General features: G+C 64.9%; 2 protein-coding genes. Both read right to left on the reverse strand.

The annotated features are described in order from the left end of the window. Positions 1–97 precede the first annotated feature (97 nt). Positions 98–16,537 carry a non-ribosomal peptide synthase/polyketide synthase gene (locus JQ597_RS30555; protein ID WP_212269184.1) on the reverse strand — a complete coding sequence of 5,480 codons (16,440 nt, stop codon included), beginning with the start codon at positions 16,535–16,537 and terminating at the stop codon, positions 98–100. After that, positions 16,530–18,263: amino acid adenylation domain-containing protein (locus JQ597_RS30560; protein ID WP_212269185.1), on the reverse strand; the 1,734-nt coding region annotated here is incomplete at its 5' end. The genes JQ597_RS30555 and JQ597_RS30560, both read right to left, overlap by 8 nt.

The raw sequence follows: 18,263 nt of genomic DNA on the forward strand, positions 1-18,263 counted from the left end.
GTCAGTTGCGGAAACGGAACGCGTGCACCGCTTTCGGTCCCAAGCTGGACCATCTCGAGGAGCGCTGCGATATCGGGATCAAGGCTCATGCGATCGTTCACTCCGCGGGTTCCGGCACCTGGTCCTGCGACGTTGTCGATGTCGCCTCCGGAGCCAGCAGCGCGCATATCTCATCGAGAAAATCGGCATCCCTGAGGATCGTAAAATGGTTGTCGCCAACAATGCCGCGATCAACGGCATTCGGGAGCTGCGTCTCCAGCCGATCGCGCTGCGTCAGGCGACCTGACGTCCACCAGCACAACGGCGCGGCCGCGAGACGACGCGGCGGCGCGGCGTTCTGCGTCAGGGTTTTCAGGTGCCGCCCGACTGCAAAGGCGCTCGACAGATCGTCGATGCCGAGCAGAGTGTCGTCCGGCAATGGTCCCTGCACCTCTTCCAATATCTGCGCGGCCAGACGCCGGACGCTTGCGGACGTCTCTGGCGCGCCGTCGCGTTTCGCTGCTTCCACGTGCGGATGGATACGGCCGGATGCAGCGTTCGGAAGAACGGCCGACAGCAATCCCGCGAGATCATCGGCCCAGTGGGCTACGGCTTCCTGCCGGTTCGATCCGCCGTGCGTCCGCAGCACGAAGCTGTCGACCAAGGCGAGACGATCCACACGTTCACCGCTTCGTTCGAGCTCGGCTGCAACAAGGCTGACGAGAAGCCCTCCGAGCGACCAACCGATCAGGCTGTACGGACCGCGGGGCTGCACCTGTCTGATCTCGCGCGCATAATCCGCAGCCATCGCCTCGAGCGACCTATCACTCCACGAACCGTCGACAAGCATCCGGGATTGCAACCCGATCACCTGCCGGCGCCCTTGGAGGCGCCGCGCCAGCGGTCCATAATCGAAGGCGGTGCCGAAACCACCATGCACACAGAACACCGGATGCATTCCAGGAACCGCAACGCTCAGCGGCAGCAACGCCGACGGCGCCGCTGCAGCGGCGGGAGCCACGTCGCCGGTATCTGCCAGCAGCGCCCGGATCGTCGGCTTCTGCAGGAGATCGCGAAGCTTGATCTCGATGCCGAAGCTCTTGTCCTGACGCAACCTGGCAACGACCTTGAGGCTGAGGATCGAGTTGCCGCCCAGTTCGAAGAAATTGTCGGTGACGCCGACTTGCGGCAGCTTGAGTATGTCGGCCCACAGGCGCGCCATCGCGGTTTCCGCAGCCCCCTGCGGAGCAACGAAGCTTCGCGCCGCGGTATCGGGCGCCGGCAGCGCGCGCCGGTCGATCTTTCCGCTCGACATCACCGGCAGGCGATCAAGCACCATGATCCGTGCCGGCACCATATAGACCGGCAATGTCCGCCTCAGGAAATCGGTCAATCTGTCGACCAGCGCCTCGGCAGGTGCTCCTGACGAGGCCTTTGCCGCCTTCGGCGCGACATAGGCAACGAGCTGGCTTCCGGCAACGCCCGGCAACGCCACCACCGCCGCTTGCTCGATCTCCTCGTGCCGAAGAAGCGAGGTCTGGATCTCGCCAAGTTCGATCCGGAAGCCGTTGATCTTGACCTGGTCGTCGCTGCGGCCGAGATATTCAATGGTGCCGTCTTCGCACCATCGCGCCAGGTCGCCGGTGCGATAGAGTCGTGCTCCCGGCGCCGCTGCGAACGGGTCCGGCACGAAACGTTCGGCCGTCATGCCCGCTTTTCCCTGATAGCCGCGCGCCAGCCCAAAGCCTCCGAGATAGAGCTCTCCTGCAACGCCGGCGGGAATGATATTTAGCGAGCTATCGAGAATATAGGCGCTGCGATCACCGACCGGCAGACCGATCGGCGCGTAGGGCGTATCGCATTCGGCGGCGCCATCGACCTTCCAGACCAGGGGCGTGACCACGGTTTCGGTCGGACCATAACCGTTGATCAGGATGCGCGGCTTCAGGACGCGCTTGACCTTGTCAAAGCCAGCCTTCGGCATCGCCTCGCCGCCGAAAGAATACAGTTTGACCGGCGGCGGGTTGCCCGCCTGCTCGACCCATTCCGCGACTTGCTGAAGATAGGCGGGCGGCAGGCCGATATGGCTGACGCCATGCGCATGCAAAGCTTCGACGGTTTGTTCCGGCGTCCACAGCTCCGCATCGCGCATCAGCAGCCGCGCGCCGTGCGACAGCACCGTCAACCAGCGCTCATGGGCGCCGTCGAAAGCCAGCGACAGGAAATGCAATTCGCACGAGCCATCGTCGATCTCGTAGAGGCTTCCCGTGACGTGACAGTGCATGGCGAGCGGCCCGTGAGCAACCGCCACGCCCTTTGGCGTCCCGGTCGAACCGGAGGTGTAGATCAGATAAGCGAGGTTTTCGGGGTGCAAATCCGGTTGCGGCGCATGGTGGGGGCCCGCATCGAGATCGAATGTGGAAAGAGAGATTCTTTCAACATTGTCCAGGTCCTCTTCGAGCTGTCCCGTCAGCAGGAACGAAATCCCGGCATCGCGCATGACAAACTTGCGTCGCTCGGACGGAAGCTCCGGATCGAGCGGAACGTACGCCCCGCCCGCCTTGAGGACGGCGAGCAGCGCGACCATCGTGGCTTCGGTTCGCTCGACCACGACGCCGACCCGCTGCTCGGGCTTGAGCCCGCGGCCAATCAGGTGATGGGCAAGACGATTGGCTTTGGTGTCGAACGCTCCGAACGAGAGCACGTTCCCGCCGATGGTAAGCGCCGTTCGTTCCGGGTGATGCTTCGCATGTGCGCTGATCGCCTCATGCACCAGCGGCAATGCGACGGCAGGCACCGCGTGGCGATTGCAGTTATCGGCAACACCAGCATCGACCGTCGTGACCGGATCGATGCCGCCAAGCAGCACCGAAGCATCCCGCGTCAGCGCCGCCAGCAGATGCTCGAACTGCATCCTGATCTGCTCGGCCTGCGCTGGCGTAAAATGGCTCGGCATATAGGTGTATTCGACCTGAAGCGTTTCCTCGACGAGCACCGACAGGTCCATCGGATAGTTCGTCACGTCGACATTCTTCAGGCCACCGAACTGCAGCGAGCCATCCCCCTTCTGCAGCATGCCGCGTTCGATCGGATAGTTTTCGAACACGATGATACTGTCGAACATCGTCTGGCCGCCGCGGCCGGCCCAGCTCTGAATGTCGTAGAGCGGCGTGTGCTCATAATCCCGGATCGCCAGGTTGCGATCCTGAAGCGCCCGCAGCCATTCTCCGACTGTGCTTGCCAGCGACGGCGATTCGATCACGGGCAATGTGTTGATGAAGAGACCGAGCATCTGCTGCGATCCGTCGAGGCTTGCCGGGCGACCGGCGACGGTGACGCCGAAAGTCACGGCCTGCTGGCCCGTATAGCGCTGCAGCAACAGCGCCCACACGCCCTGGACAATGGTATTGAGCGTGATCCGCTCACGGCGAACGAACGCCTTCAACTGCGCGGTCGCCGTCTCGCCGAGCCGGGTGTAACAGCGCGCGTGACCGGAAGCCGGGTGACGACGAGAACCGAAGGCATCGGCGAGTTGCGTCGGCTCGTCAAAGGATTTGAGCTGTTCGCGCCAGAAGCGTTCAGCCGCTTGCGCGTCCTGCGCCACCAGCCAGCCGATATAGTCGCGGTAATGCGTCGGGTTCGCCGCGGGCGAGCCGCCGTAATAACGCTCCAGGACTTCGCCGACAAAGCGCGCCGAGCTCCAGCCGTCCATCAGGATGTGATGATAGGTCCAGATCAAGCGATAGAAGTTGTCCTCAAGACGCAGCAACCGGACCCTTTGCAGAGGCGGTGCCGAGAGGTCGAATTCAGCGGCACGTTCGCCGGCAAGAGCCGACGCAATTCGTTCGTCGCTGACGGGTTGCCCGCGCCAGTCTTCCTGTTCGAACGGCGCGGCTGCGTCGCGATAGACGGCTTGCAGCGGCGAGCCGGATAGCTCCCGCCACAGGAAGCCGGTCCGGAGCATCGGATGACGCGCGGTCACGTCTTGCCATGCCGACCGGAAGCGTTCGGGATCGAGCCCACGGATTTCAACGCTGACCTGATTGACGTAAACGCCGCTGCCGGCATCACGCAGGCTGTGGAACAGCATGCCCTGCTGCATCGGCGACAACGGGTAGATGTCCTCGATGCGGCTCCAGTCGAGAGCGAGCTTTTCGAGCTGTTCGCTCCTCAGTCCTGAGAGCGAGCCCCGCACCGGCGCCGGCGCTTCCGTTGGCGGCCGAACCTGCCGGGATATCGCCGCAAGCGTTTCGATTGTTTGATGCTGAAAGCAGTCGCGCGGCTCGATCAGGACGCCTTCGCGGCGCGCGCGGCTCACCATTTGCAGCGAAATGATCGAGTCCCCGCCGAGCTCAAAGAAGTTATCGGTGACGCCGATGTTGGGTTGGCGCAGCAGGTCGGCCCAGATCGCGGCCAGCGCCGCTTCGGTTGGCGTGCGCGGCGCGACATGCTCGGCGGCGCCGAGCTGATCCGGCGCCGGCAGCGCCTTGCGATCGATCTTGCCGTTCGGCGTCAGCGGCAAGCGATCCAGCACCACGATACGAGCAGGCACCATGTAATCCGGCAGCACCGATGACAGCGCCGTCTTGAGCGCCAAGCCGTCCAGCGACGCCTCGCCGCTGACATAGCCCACGAGTTGGCGGCCAGCGCCAACCTCGCGCGCCACCACCACGGCTGCGCGCACCGCGGCCTGCTCCATCAGCCGAGCCTCGATCTCGCCGAGCTCGATCCGGAAGCCGCGGATCTTCACCTGGTGATCCGAGCGGCCGATATACTCGATCACGCCGTCGGCCCGCCACCGCGCGACGTCCCCGGTGCGGTACAGCCGTGCCCCGGGAGTGCCAAACGGATCGGGAATAAAACGTTCCGCCGTCAGCGCGCCGCGCCGCCAATAGCCGCGCGCGAGTCCCTCGCCGCCGATATAGAGTTCGCCGGCAACCCCGACCGGCGCAAGGTTGAGATCATTGTCCAGGATGTGCAGCGTGGTATTGCCGATCGGGCCGCCCAGCACTGGCCTATCGTCTTGCGCGTCGAGGCGATGACGGGCCGACCACACCGTGGTCTCGGTCGGGCCGTACAGATTCCAGACCTCGCCGGCCTGCGCTACCAGCCGACGCGAAAGATCCGGCGGCAGCGCCTCGCCGCCGCACAGCACGCGGCAGCTTTGCGGAAGCTGTGGCCCGTCGTGATCGAGCAGCATCCGCCAGGTCGACGGCGTCGCCTGGATCATCGTCACACCTTGGGCCGCCACCATCGCCTTGAGCTGGCCCGGATCATGCGCCGCGGCACGATCCGCCAGCACGACGCGCGCCCCCAGCGTGAGTGGCAGCCACAGTTCCAGCACCGCAATGTCGAACGACAGCGAGGTCAGGCCCAGCACGCGGTCCTGTGGCGTCATTCCCGGCTGTTCCGCCATCGTCGCCAGAAAGTTCGTCACCGCGTCGTGGCGGACCATCACGCCCTTGGGCAGGCCGGTCGAACCCGAGGTGTAGATCACATAGGCCAGGCTCTCGGGATGGATCGTGAGATCAAGATTGTCGGCATTACCACCCTCACCGCCAGCCGCCTCGTCGAGCAGCCACGCCTCGGCGCCGGTTTCCTTGAGCACGGGAGCAAACTGCTCCAGCAACGACGTCTGCGTCAGCACCAGCGCTGCGCCGCTGTCGCGCAGCATGTGGGAAAGCCGCTCCGGCGGATAATCCGGATCGAGCGGCAGATACGCCCCGCCCGCCTTCAGCACCGCCAGCAGCGCCACCATCATCGCGACGCCGCGCTCCAGCGCCAGACCGACCACCACGTCCGTCCCGACGCCGTAATCCCGCAAGTCACGGGCCAGCCTGTTGGCCCGCTTGTTCAGCTCGCCATAGCTCAGCGCCGCATCGCCAAACACCAGCGCGATCGCATCCGGAGACCGGCGGACCTGCTCTTCGAACTGCGCGACAATTCCCCGGCGTGGTTGGTCACGACGGGTACTGTTCATGCGCAAAAGCAGCGCCTCATCCACAGGATCGTTCGCCGCGATCATACCGACCGGTCGATCCGCATCAGCGCTCAACGCCTCCAGCAACCGCACGAAGGCGGCCTGCAGCCGCGCCACCTGCACCTCGTCAAAATGCTGGCGCTGATAGTTGAGCACCAGCCGCAGCCGCTCATCGAGACCGACGCTCGCGAACAGCGGATAGTTGCTGGTCTCGGTGATCCTTGTCTCGCCGACACGGACGCGCTGGTTCTTCTCCTTGAGCGCACTGTCGACCGGATAATTCTCGAACACCAGGATGCTGTCGAACAGCGGCCGTCCGGGACGTCCCGCCAGGCGCTGGATTTCATAGAGCGGCGTCCAGCCGAATTCGCGCATGGTCAGATTGCGATCCTGCAGCTCGCGCAACCATGCGCCGATTTTCTGCTGCGGACTGACGCTGTCGACGACCGGCAAAGTGTTGATGAACAGGCCCACCATGTCTTCGGCGCCTGCGAGCTCCGACGGCCGCCCCGACACGGTGACGCCGAAGCAGACCGCGCCCTGCCCGGTATGCTGACGCAGCAATTGCGCCCAAGCGGCCTGCACCAATGTGTTGAGCGTCACGCGCTCCCGGGCTGCAAATTGCTGCAGCCGCGCGGTCAGCGCGACGTCCATTTCCAGCGCCAACGCACCGTGACCCGGCGTTGCTCCGCTCGAGCGTTCCGGCGAGCCATCCGAGAGTAGACCCGGCTCCCCTCGTTCCGCCATCGCCGTGCGCCAGAACGCGGCTGCAGCGTCGCGATCCCTGTTCTGCAGCCAGCCGGTGTAGTCCCGATAGCGGCGCTGCAAGGCTGGCAACCGGCCATCGGCGCTGTATTGCAACACCTCGGCGATCAGCCGCGCCGAACTCCATCCATCGAGCAGGATGTGATGATGGGTCCAGATCAGCCAGTGACGGTCTTCTCCCAAACGAACCAGCCGGACCCGCTGCAAGGGTGGCCGCGACAGGTCGAAGCCTTCGAGGCGTTCCTGCCGCGAAACGTCCGAAAGCGCAGCATCCAGTCCGGATTGCTCCAGCACCGCAAGGCGCGCGCGCCAATCCTCCTCGATGAACGGCACCTCGGCGTGGCGATAGACCACCTGTTGCGCCGAACCCGACAGGTCGCGCCAGACAAACCCGGTGCGCAGCACCGCATGGCGGTCGCTGACCGCCTGCCAGGCCAGACGAAGCTTGCCGGCATCAAGGCCGTGTATTTCGGCGGCAACCTGGTTGACATAAAGTCCGCTAACGCCGTCGTGCATCGCATGGAACAGCATGCCCTGCTGCATCGGCGACAACGGATAGACATCCTCGATCTGGCGCCAGTCGAGTTCCAGCCGGTCGAGATCGGTTTGGCTGAGCCCGGACAACGCCACATCCGACGGCGTGATTCCGCAGGCACCGCTGGTGCAGTGATCGACCAACTCCCGCAGCGCCGCCTCATACAACGCGGCCAGCCGCTCGACCGTCTCGCGCCGATAGCGCTTGCGGCCGAAGCCGAACGACAGCCGCAGCTGCCCCTCGCGCACCGTGCCGTTGACGCTGAGCCAGCGCCGCAGAGGGCTCGATGCGCTGCGCGAGGGGCCCGCACTTTCGGGCGCCATGGCGAACGCCTCTCCCGCGCCGCCGTCGATCTGGCCGAGATAATTGAACGTGATCTTCGGCTCCGCCGCTTTCGACAACGCCGCGCGCTGCTCTTCAGAGCCGAGATAGCGCAGCACGCCGTAGCCCAGCCCACGACCGGGAATGGCGCGAAGCTCTTCCTTCACGGTCTTGATCAACAACGACGGATCCTGCGAGCCGCCGGCCAGACGCACGGGAAACGCGGTCGTAAACCAGCCGACCGTACGCGAGATATCGATATCGCCGAACAGATCCTCGCGGCCGTGACCTTCCAGTTCGACCAGAACATCATCCTGTCCGCTCCATTGCCAAACGGCGCGCGCGAGACCAGCGAGGAGAAGATCGTTGATTTGCGTGCGGTAGGCGGTAGGAGCGTCCGTCAGCAGGCGCTGCGTCAGTTCTGCGTCGAACGACAGCGAGATTTCGTCGGCGTCGGCGATGATGTCGATGCCGCCGTGATCGTCGTCGCACGGAAAATCAGCCCGTCCGTTTCGCTCGATCCAATAGGGTAATTCTGCCGGAAGTTCGGACGACGACGCATAAGCCTCCAGCCGGGCACCCCACAGGGAATAGGCATGGCTCTTCGGCGGAAGCGCAACCGTGTTGCCTTGCGTCAACTGGCCGTACGCCGCCGCGACGTCTTCCAGCAGCACCCGCCACGACACGCCGTCCACAACCAGATGATGGATCACGATCAGCAAGCGCTGGCTGCCGTCGGCGACATCGATGCCAACCGCACGCAACAGCGGCCCATTGGCCAGCGACAGGCTTGCCTGCGCCGACGATGCAAGCGCCGTGACGGCTTCGCCATCAACCGCGCTTCGGACCCACAACAGCTCAGCCACGTCCGGCGCGGCGTCATGCTCCCCGCGCCACACGCCGTCCCTCGCTTCGAAGCGAAGCCGCAACGCGTCGTGATGGGCCAGCACGGCCGCTATCGCGCGTCCCATGACCTCCCAGTCAAGCCGGTCGTTCGGCCGCAGCAGCACCGCCTGGTTCCAGTGATCGCGTTCTGTAACATCCTCTGCGAAGAACCGGGTCTGTATCGGCAGCAGACGATGCGAACCGGATACCAATCCCTGGTCGGCGCGCGTTTCGCTCAGTTGCTCGGTACGTGCCGCGAGCGCCAGGGCTTCCAGCGTCTGATGCCGGAACACATCGCGCGGTTCGATCAGGTAACCGGCGCGTCGGGCGCGGCTCACCATTTGCAGCGAGATAATCGAATCGCCGCCGAGTTCGAAGAAATTGTCGGATAGGCCCACGACAGGCCGGGCGAGCAGTTCGGCCCAGATCGCCGCGAGCGCCATTTCCGCCGGGGTACGCGGCGCCAGGTGCTCCGAGCCGGTGTCGATCGCGTCCGGCGCCGGGAGCGCACGGCGGTCGACCTTGCCGTTCGGCGCCAGCGGCAGCCGTTCCAGCGTCACGATTCGCGACGGCACCATGTAGTCCGGCAGAACGGACGACAGCGCCGCGCGCAAGTCCGTCCCGTCAAATTCGCCCGCCCCGCAAACGTAACCGAAGAGCTGACGTGCCAGACCCACCTCGCGCGCAACCACCACCGCGGAGTGTACGCCGGGCTGCTCCAGCAGCCGCGCTTCGATCTCTCCGAGTTCGATGCGGAAGCCGCGGATCTTGATCTGGTGATCGGATCGCCCGACATACTCGACGGCGCCGTCCGGGCGCCAGCGCGCCAGATCCCCCGTCCGGTACAGCCGCTCACCGGGACCGCCAAACGGATCCGGGATGAACCGTTCCGCCGTCAACCCCTGGCGCTTCCAATAGCCGCGCGCCAGCCCGACGCCGCCGATGAACAACTCGCCCGTCACCCCGGCCGGTACCAGGTTCAGCGAAGCGTCAAGGATGCGAATGGCCGTGCCCGGGATCGGTCGCCCGATCGGCACGCGCACCGCGCCGTCGTCGCGGCAATTCCAGAACGTCGCGTTGATCAGGGCCTCGGTCGGACCGTAGCGGTTGTCGAAGCGAACGTCGGGGAAGGCCGCGAGCACGCGCGCCTTCAACTCCGCAGACAAGGCTTCGCCGCCGGCAAACAGCCGTTTGAGCGTCACGCAGCGTTCCACCTCCGGCTCAGCAATAAAATGCTCGAGCATTGGCGGCACGAAATGCAGCGTCGTCACATCGTGGGCAACGACCGCGTCAATGAGAAGCCGCGGTTCGCGATGTGCACCCGGCGCGGCGATCGCAAGGCGCGCACCGACCGCAAGCGGCCACAAAATTTCCCACACCGACACGTCGAAGCTGAACGGTGTTTTCTGCAGCAGGGTCTCGCTGGCATCGAGGCGGTATTCCGCCTGCATCCAGCCGAGCCGTGCGGCCAGCGCGCCATGCGAGCAGGCGACGCCCTTTGGCATGCCGGTCGAGCCCGACGTGTACATCACATAGGCGAGACTCTCCGGATCAAGCGCGAGATTGAGATTGCACGCCGGCTCTGCTGCCCCGGCCTCATTCTCCACGTCGACTGCCCAGGCCTCCGCGGCCGATTCCGTCATCACAGGCGCGAGGCGTTCAAGCAGCCGGCTTTGAGTCAGCACCAACCCGGCGTCACTGTCGCGCAGCATATGCAGCAGCCGATCAGCCGGATAATCCGGGTCGAGCGGCAGATAGCCCGCGCCGGCCTTGAGGACGGCGAGCACACCAACGATCAATTCGACGCTGCGTTCCAGCGCGACACCCACCAGCTGGTCGCGGCCAATACCGCGGTCCCGCAACTGTCGCGCCAGACGATTGGCGCGAGCGTTCAACTCGCCATAGCTGACCCGTTGATCGCCGAAGACCAACGCAATTGAGGACGGTGAAGCAGCGGCGCGCGCCTCGATCTGGGCAACGATTCCGCCACCAAACTCCCGAATCTTGTTCGGTTCGATTGCGCCGCCACTCCAGGCGAGCATTTGCCTGACCTCATCGACATCGAGCCCGGTGAGTTCGCCAAGCGGAGCGGCCGCATCCGTCACGATCTGCGCGAGCAGGCGCGACAAGCAGGCTTGCAGATATCTTATCTGGTCCTGGTCGAACCGGCCGCGGTCATAGCGGAAACCGAGATTGATGCCGTCGGTCTTGGCGAATACCGCTACCGTAAGCGCATAATTGGTGATCGAGACCTGCACGACCCGTCCGAAACGCGAACCGCTTTCATTCTCGCCGCGCAGGGCCTCATCGATCGGATAGTTCTCGAACACCAGGATGCTGTCGAACAGCGGCCGGCCGGATCGTCCGGCCAGGCGCTGGATCTCGTAGAGCGGCATCCAGCCATGATCGCGCAGATCAATGTTGCGCTCCTGCAAGCCGCGAAGCCACGCACCGATTTCGGTTTGCGGGTTTGCCTGATCAACCACCGGCAGGGTGTTGATGAACAGGCCCACCATGTCCTCGGACCCAGCGATCTCCGCTGGCCTGCCCGACACCGTCGCTCCGAAACACACAACGCGCTGCCCGGTATGACGCCGCAACAGTTGCGCCCACGCACCCTGCAGGAGCGTGTTCAACGTCACACGCTCGCGCCTGGCAATCGCCTGTAATCTTGCGGTCAGATCAGGCGTGAGAAGCAGATCCAGCGAACCGTGACCGGCTGCACCTGTGCTCGAAGGTCCTCCCAGCACATCCGCCACGAAGCTCGGCTCGTCCAACTCGGCCAAGGCGGTACGCCAGAACGCCGCCGACGCGTCGCGATCCTGCCTTTGCAGCCAGCCGATATAGTCACGGTAACGGCCGTGCACGGCGGGCAATCGGCCGCCGCGTTCGTGCTGCAGTATCTCGGCCACCAGTCGCGCCGAGCTCCAGCCGTCGAGCAGGATGTGGTGATGCGTCCAGATCAGCCAGTGGCGGCCTTTCTCGAGTCTGATTAGCCGCACCCGCTGCAACGGCGCATGCGACAGATCGAAACCTTCGGCCCGCTCGGCCTGCGACGCCAACGCCAGCGCGGCCTCGAGTTCGCTGCGGTCCATGCTGGCCGCCCGCTCGCGCCAGTCTTCTTCGAGAAACGGCAGTGTCACATGACGATACACCACCTGCTGGGCCGCGCCCGCCAGTTCGCGCCAGGCGAAGCCGGTGCGCAGCACCGCGTGCCGGGCGCTTACTTCCTGCCAGGCCGCTCGCAGCCTGCCGGGATCGATGCCGCGGATTTCCAGGCCGACCTGATTGACATAGTTTCCGCTTTCGCCATCGCGCAGCGCATGGAACAGCATGCCCTGCTGCATCGGCGACAGCGGATAGATGTCCTCGATCTCACGACAATCGATCGTCGCAGTCAGAACGTCGAGGTCAGCCTGGCTCAAACGGGAGAGTTCGACGTCCGACGGCGTAATCCCATGCGCGCCGCCGGTGCAATGGTCCACCAGCTTCCGCAAGGCTGCCGCATATGACTCTGCGAGGCGTTCCACTGTTGCGCGCCGGTAGCGCTTGCGACCGAAACTGAACGACAGCCGCAGCAGTCCGTCGCGCACCTGGCCGTTGATGCTGAGCCAGCGGCCAAGCGGCGCGCTCGCACTGCGCGCAGCGCCGGCGCTCTCGGGCGCAACCTTGAACGAGGCCCCCTCACCCAGGCTCGCATCGAACTGGCCGAGATAATTGAAAACGATACGCGGCTCGGGGATTGCGGAAAGCGCATGGCGCTGCTCTTCGGTGCCGAGATAGCGCAGAATGCCATAGCCCAGCCCGCGCGCAGGGATCTCCCGCAGTTCTTCCTTGACCGCCTTGATCAGCGCAGCGTCGTCGCCCGAACCTCTAGGCAGGCGGACAGGGAACGCGGTGGTGAACCAGCCCACCGTGCGTGAAATTTCCGGACCCGGGAAGATGTCTTCCCGGCCATGGCCTTCGAGTTCGACAAGGATATCGTCTATCCCGCTCCAGCACGATACCGCGCGCGCCAACGCCGCCAGCAGCAGATCGTTGACCTGGGTCCGGTAGGCGGACGGCGCTTCCTTGAGCAGCCGCGTCGTCAGACCCGCGTCGAATGTCAGCGAGATTTCCTCGCCCTCGGCAACGCGATCGACGTCGCCATGATCGTCGTCGCAGGGCAGATCGGCGTTGGGCTTGCGTTCAAGCCAATATGGCAGTTCGGCCGCCAGTTCGACGCTGCCTGCATGCGCGTCCAAGCGCGCGGCCCAGGACGAATAGGATTGGCTCTTTCGCGTCAACGCAACGGAGGCCGCACCCTGCGCCATCTGGCCGTAAACCGATGCGACGTCTTCCAGCAGCACCCGCCATGACACACCGTCGATGACGAGATGATGCACCGATATCAGGAGCCGCTGGCTGCCGTCGGCAAGGTCCATTCCGACCACGCGCAACAGCGGTCCTTGCAATGACAGGCTCGCCTGGGCCGCTGACGCCAGCGCCGTCACCTCGGCCGCATCGCGTATGCCGCTTCGAATCCAGAATAGTTCCGATACCGAGGGCGCAGCGCCATAGGCCGCCCGCCAGACACCATCAATCTCTTCGAAGCGAAGGCGCAGCGCATCGTGATGCGCCACGACAGCGGCGACCGTGCGTTCCACGATCGCCCAATCCAGCCGCGACTGCGGCATCAGCAGCACAGCCTGGTTCCAGTGATGGCGTTCGCCGGCGTCCTCGCCGAAGAACCGCATTTGAATCGGCAACAGCGGATGCTCGCTGCCCACGAGAACCTTCTCGGGCTCGGCGTCCGGCACCGCCTGTTCCGTGCGCGCCGCCAGCGCCAGTTCCTGCAATGTCTGGTGCCGGAAAACATCACGTGGCTCGATCAGCAGGCCGGCCTGACGGACGCGACCCACCATCTGCAGCGAGATGATTGAATCGCCGCCAAGTTCGAAGAAGTTGTCGTCGACGCCAATCAGAGGCTGGCCAAGAAGCTCCGCCCAGATCGCGGCAAGCGTCGTCTCCGTCGCGGTGCGCGGCGCGACGTGTGCTGCGGCGGCGTGCATGTCGGGGGCCGGCAACGCCTCACGGTCCACCTTGCCATGAGCGGTGAGCGGCAGGCTTTCAAGTCTGATGATGCGGGCCGGCACCATGTAGTCCGGCAGCCCGTCCGCGAGCGCGGCGCGCATTGCCGTCTCGTCGGACGCCCCTTCACCACAGACATAACCCACCAGCTGATGGGTTGCCCCGGCGTCGCGGGCGATGACGACCGCCGATTGCACGCCGGGCTGACGCATCAGCCACGCCTCGATTTCGCCGAGCTCAATCCGGAAACCGCGAATCTTGACCTGATGATCGGAGCGGCCGAGATATTCGATCACGCCATCCGAACGCCATCGAGCCAGATCGCCGGTGCGGTATAGCCGCATGCCCGGCGTGCCAAAGGGATCGGGGATAAATCGCTCCGCCGTCAGCGCGCCGCGCCGCCAGTAGCCCCGCGCCACCCCTTCGCCGCCGATGAACAGTTCGCCGGTTACGCCGACCGGCACGATGTTCAGATCAGCATCGAGGACATAGGCAGACCGCCGGCCGACCGGGCGACCGATAGGCGCATAATTGCCCTCAATCTCTTCGCTGGCATCGACCTTCCAGACTAGCGGCGTTACGACGGTTTCGGTCGGGCCGTAACCATTGATCAACGCCCTTGGCTTGAGCGCGCGCTTGACCTTGTCGAAGCCGGCCTTCGGCATCGCCTCGCCGCCGAAAGAATAGAGCGAGACCGGCGGTGGATCGCCGCGCCACTCAGCAAAGTCGGCGAGCTGCTGCAGGTAAGCTGGTGGAAAGCCGGCATTGGTGACGCGCTGCTTGCGCATGACGTCCAGCGTCTGTTCGGCTGACCATAGATTCTCGTCCCGCATCACCAGCGCGGCGCCGCAGGTCAGCGCGGTCCAGAGCCGTTCATGCGCACCGTCGAACGTAAAGGACAGGAAGTGCAGTTCGCGGGAATGCCGGTCCATGTCGTAGAGGCCGGCAGTCACCTCGCAATGCATCGCGAACGGTCCATGCTCGACCGCGACGCCTTTCGGTAGTCCGGTCGAACCCGACGTGTAGATCACGTAGGCGAGGCTTTGCGCTGCCACGGCAATCGCAGGATCGCTCTCCGTCTCCTGATCGGGATCAACTACATCAAGCAGAACAACTTTGACCCCGGACGGTTGCGAGGTCAGCGCTTCACCGGCCGTATCCGTCAGCACAAAACGCACGCCGGCATCGCGCATGGTGGCGAGCTGCCGCTTGACCGGGTGGTCGGGATCAAGCGGCAGATAGGCCGCGCCCGTCTTCAGTACGGCCAGCAGCGCCACGACGAGAGATGGCGAACGTTGCGCCGACAGGCCGACCAGGTCGGAGCTGGTGACACCAAGACGGAGCAGTCGATGCGCAAGGCGGTTGGCGCGACGGTTGAGTTCGTCATACGAGATAACGTCGTCGCCGAAGACGAGCGCCGGCGCGTCTGGTGTTTGCGCGGCAAAGCGGGCTACCGTCTGGTGCACGGGTGTGAACGGCGTCGCCGAACCGGCGTCTGCTCCGTTCCAGCTCCTGATTTGAGTCAGTTCCTGCTCGCAAAGCAGCGCGATTCCGGCGATAGACTGCGACGAATCCTGAGCCATCGTTTTGAGGAGCGTGATCCAATGCGCCGCAAGGCGTTCGATCGTCGCCGCGTCAAACAGTGCCGTTGCGTAGGTGAATATCGCGCGTATCTCTCCTGACGGTCCCTCTTCGCTGTCGAGCGCCAGATCGAACTTGACGGTGTCGACATTGGGGTCGATTTTTTCGATCTGCAGGCCGGTCAGGCCGAGCGAATTGTCCGATGTCCGGCGGCGCTGGTGGTTGTAGAGAACCTGGAAGAGAGGATTCTGGCTCAGGCTGCGCTTGGGCTGCAGTACCTCCAATAGCCGCTCGAACGGAAGATCCTGATTCTCCTGGGCTTCGATCGTGGCTGCATGGACGGTTGCGATGAAGTCCGCGATTGCCGCGCGCCCGTCAAGCTGCGTGCGCAGCACCTGGGTGTTGACGAACAGTCCGATCATCCCCCGGGTCTCGTCCCGGTGACGATTGGCAACCGGCACACCGACGCCGATGTCGGATTGGCCGGTGTAGCGATAGAGCAGCAGCTTGAAGCTCGCCAGCAGGATAGCGAACAGCGTCGTCTTGTGCGTGCGCGCCAAAGCACGCAGGGCATCGGCGAGCCCCGGATCAAGCTCCATGCGAACCGCGGCGCCGGCAAGGTCGGGCTCCGCCGGCCGCGCCCGATCGATGGGGAGCTGCAGCACCGCAGGATCGCTAAGGCGCGTCGTCCAGTAATCGATCTGCCGCTCGCCGTCGACCACGCTCATCCAGAGCCGCTGCCAATCGGCATAGTCGATGTATTCAACATCAAGTTCGGGCAGCGCCGGCGCCTCGCCTCGCGCAACGGCCGCATACAGCTGCCAGAACTCCTCGACCAGCACCGCCATCGACCAACCATCGGCGACGATATGGTGCAGGCTGACCACGACAAACCTGTCGTCTTCTTCCAGCGTCAGCACTGCGACCCGCATGAGCAGGCCGGCCATGAGATCGAAGGGGCGCGCGGCTTCCTCGCGCGCCAGCAGGTGAGCCTGCTGTTCGCGGTCGCGGCCGTCCACCTTGACGTGCCTGATCTCGACCGGTTGCGGATCGAGCACGATCTGCTCGGCATCCCTGCCCTCTTGCCGAAACACCGTGCGAAGTGCGCTGTGCCTGACAACCAGCCTGTCGAACGCCTGCTGCATCGCATGCACATCGAGTTTACCGCGCACCCGCACGGTCGCCGAGATGTTGTAGGCGGCGCTGCCCGGATCCATTCGCCACAGGAACCAGAGGCGCGACTGCGCAAAGGAAAGCGGCGCGCGTGTCCGTTCCTGGCGCGCAATCGGCAGCATGGCCAGGTTAACGCCTTTGGCCGCCAGCTGCGTCAGGAACGCATGCTGCTTGCTCGCATCAAGGCGCATCAATCGCCGTGAGATGTCGCGAAGCTGCTGCTTCTGCGTGGTGGCGATGTCACTCATCGGAAAATTCGACTTCCTTCAACATGTCGAGCATCGCGGCGATGTCATCGCCGCGCTTGTCGACCTGAATCTCCGGGGCGAGGCTGGCAGCCATGGTTTCGACGGTCGTCATTTCAAACAGGCGGTTCAGCGGCAGGTCATGGCCGAGATCACGCTTGATACGGCTGATGAGCTGGACGGCGGCGAGAGAATCCCCGCCGAGCTCAAAGAAGTTATCGGTGACGCCGATGTTGGGTTGGCGCAGCAGGTCGGCCCAGATCGCGGCCAGCGCCGCTTCGGTTGGCGTGCGCGGCGCGACATGCTCGGCGGCGCCGAGCTGATCCGGCGCCGGCAGCGCCTTGCGATCGATCTTGCCGTTCGGCGTCAGCGGCAAGCGATCCAGCACCACGATACGAGCAGGCACCATGTAATCCGGCAGCACCGATGACAGCGCCGTCTTGAGCGCCAAGCCGTCCAGCGACGCCTCGCCGCTGACATAGCCCACGAGTTGGCGGCCAGCGCCAACCTCGCGCGCCACCACCACGGCTGCGCGCACCGCGGCTTGCTCCATCAGCCGAGCCTCGATCTCGCCGAGCTCGATCCGGAAGCCGCGGATCTTCACCTGGTGATCCGAGCGGCCGATATACTCGATCACGCCGTCGGCCCGCCACCGCGCGACGTCCCCGGTGCGGTACAGCCGTGCCCCGGGAGTGCCAAACGGATCGGGAATAAAACGTTCCGCCGTCAGCGCGCCGCGCCGCCAATAGCCGCGCGCGAGTCCCTCGCCGCCGATATAGAGTTCGCCGGCAACCCCGACCGGCGCAAGGTTGAGATCATTGTCCAGGATGTGCAGCGTGGTATTGCCGATCGGGCCGCCCAGCACTGGCCTATCGTCTTGCGCGTCGAGGCGATGACGGGCCGACCACACCGTGGTCTCGGTCGGGCCGTACAGATTCCAGACCTCGCCGGCCTGCGCTACCAGCCGACGCGAAAGATCCGGCGGCAGCGCCTCGCCGCCGCACAGCACGCGGCAGCTTTGCGGAAGCTGTGGCCCGTCGTGATCGAGCAGCATCCGCCAGGTCGACGGCGTCGCCTGGATCATCGTCACACCTTGGGCCGCCACCATCGCCTTGAGCTGGCCCGGATCATGCGCCGCGGCACGATCCGCCAGCACGACGCGCGCCCCCAGCGTGAGTGGCAGCCACAGTTCCAGCACCGCAATGTCGAACGACAGCGAGGTCAGGCCCAGCACGCGGTCCTGTGGCGTCATTCCCGGCTGTTCCGCCATCGTCGCCAGAAAGTTCGTCACCGCGTCGTGGCGGACCATCACGCCCTTGGGCAGGCCGGTCGAACCCGAGGTGTAGATCACATAGGCCAGGCTCTCGGGATGGATCGTGAGATCAAGATTGTCGGCATTACCACCCTCACCGCCAGCCGCCTCGTCGAGCAGCCACGCCTCGGCGCCGGTTTCCTTGAGCACGGGAGCAAACTGCTCCAGCAACGACGTCTGCGTCAGCACCAGCGCTGCGCCGCTGTCGCGCAGCATGTGGGAAAGCCGCTCCGGCGGATAATCCGGATCGAGCGGCAGATACGCCCCGCCCGCCTTCAGCACCGCCAGCAGCGCCACCATCATCGCGACGCCGCGCTCCAGCGCCAGACCGACCACCACGTCCGTCCCGACGCCGTAATCCCGCAAGTCACGGGCCAGCCTGTTGGCCCGCTTGTTCAGCTCGCCATAGCTCAGCGC

Origin of the sequence: Bradyrhizobium sp. AUGA SZCCT0177 (genome assembly GCF_018130125.1) — a bacterium.
GTDB lineage: Bacteria > Pseudomonadota > Alphaproteobacteria > Rhizobiales > Xanthobacteraceae > Bradyrhizobium.

Coding starts and splice junctions, on each gene's coding strand:
- JQ597_RS30555 (WP_212269184.1), bottom strand. CDS start 16,537: ATGAGTGACATCGCCACCACGCAGAAGCAGCAGCTTCGCGACATCTCA.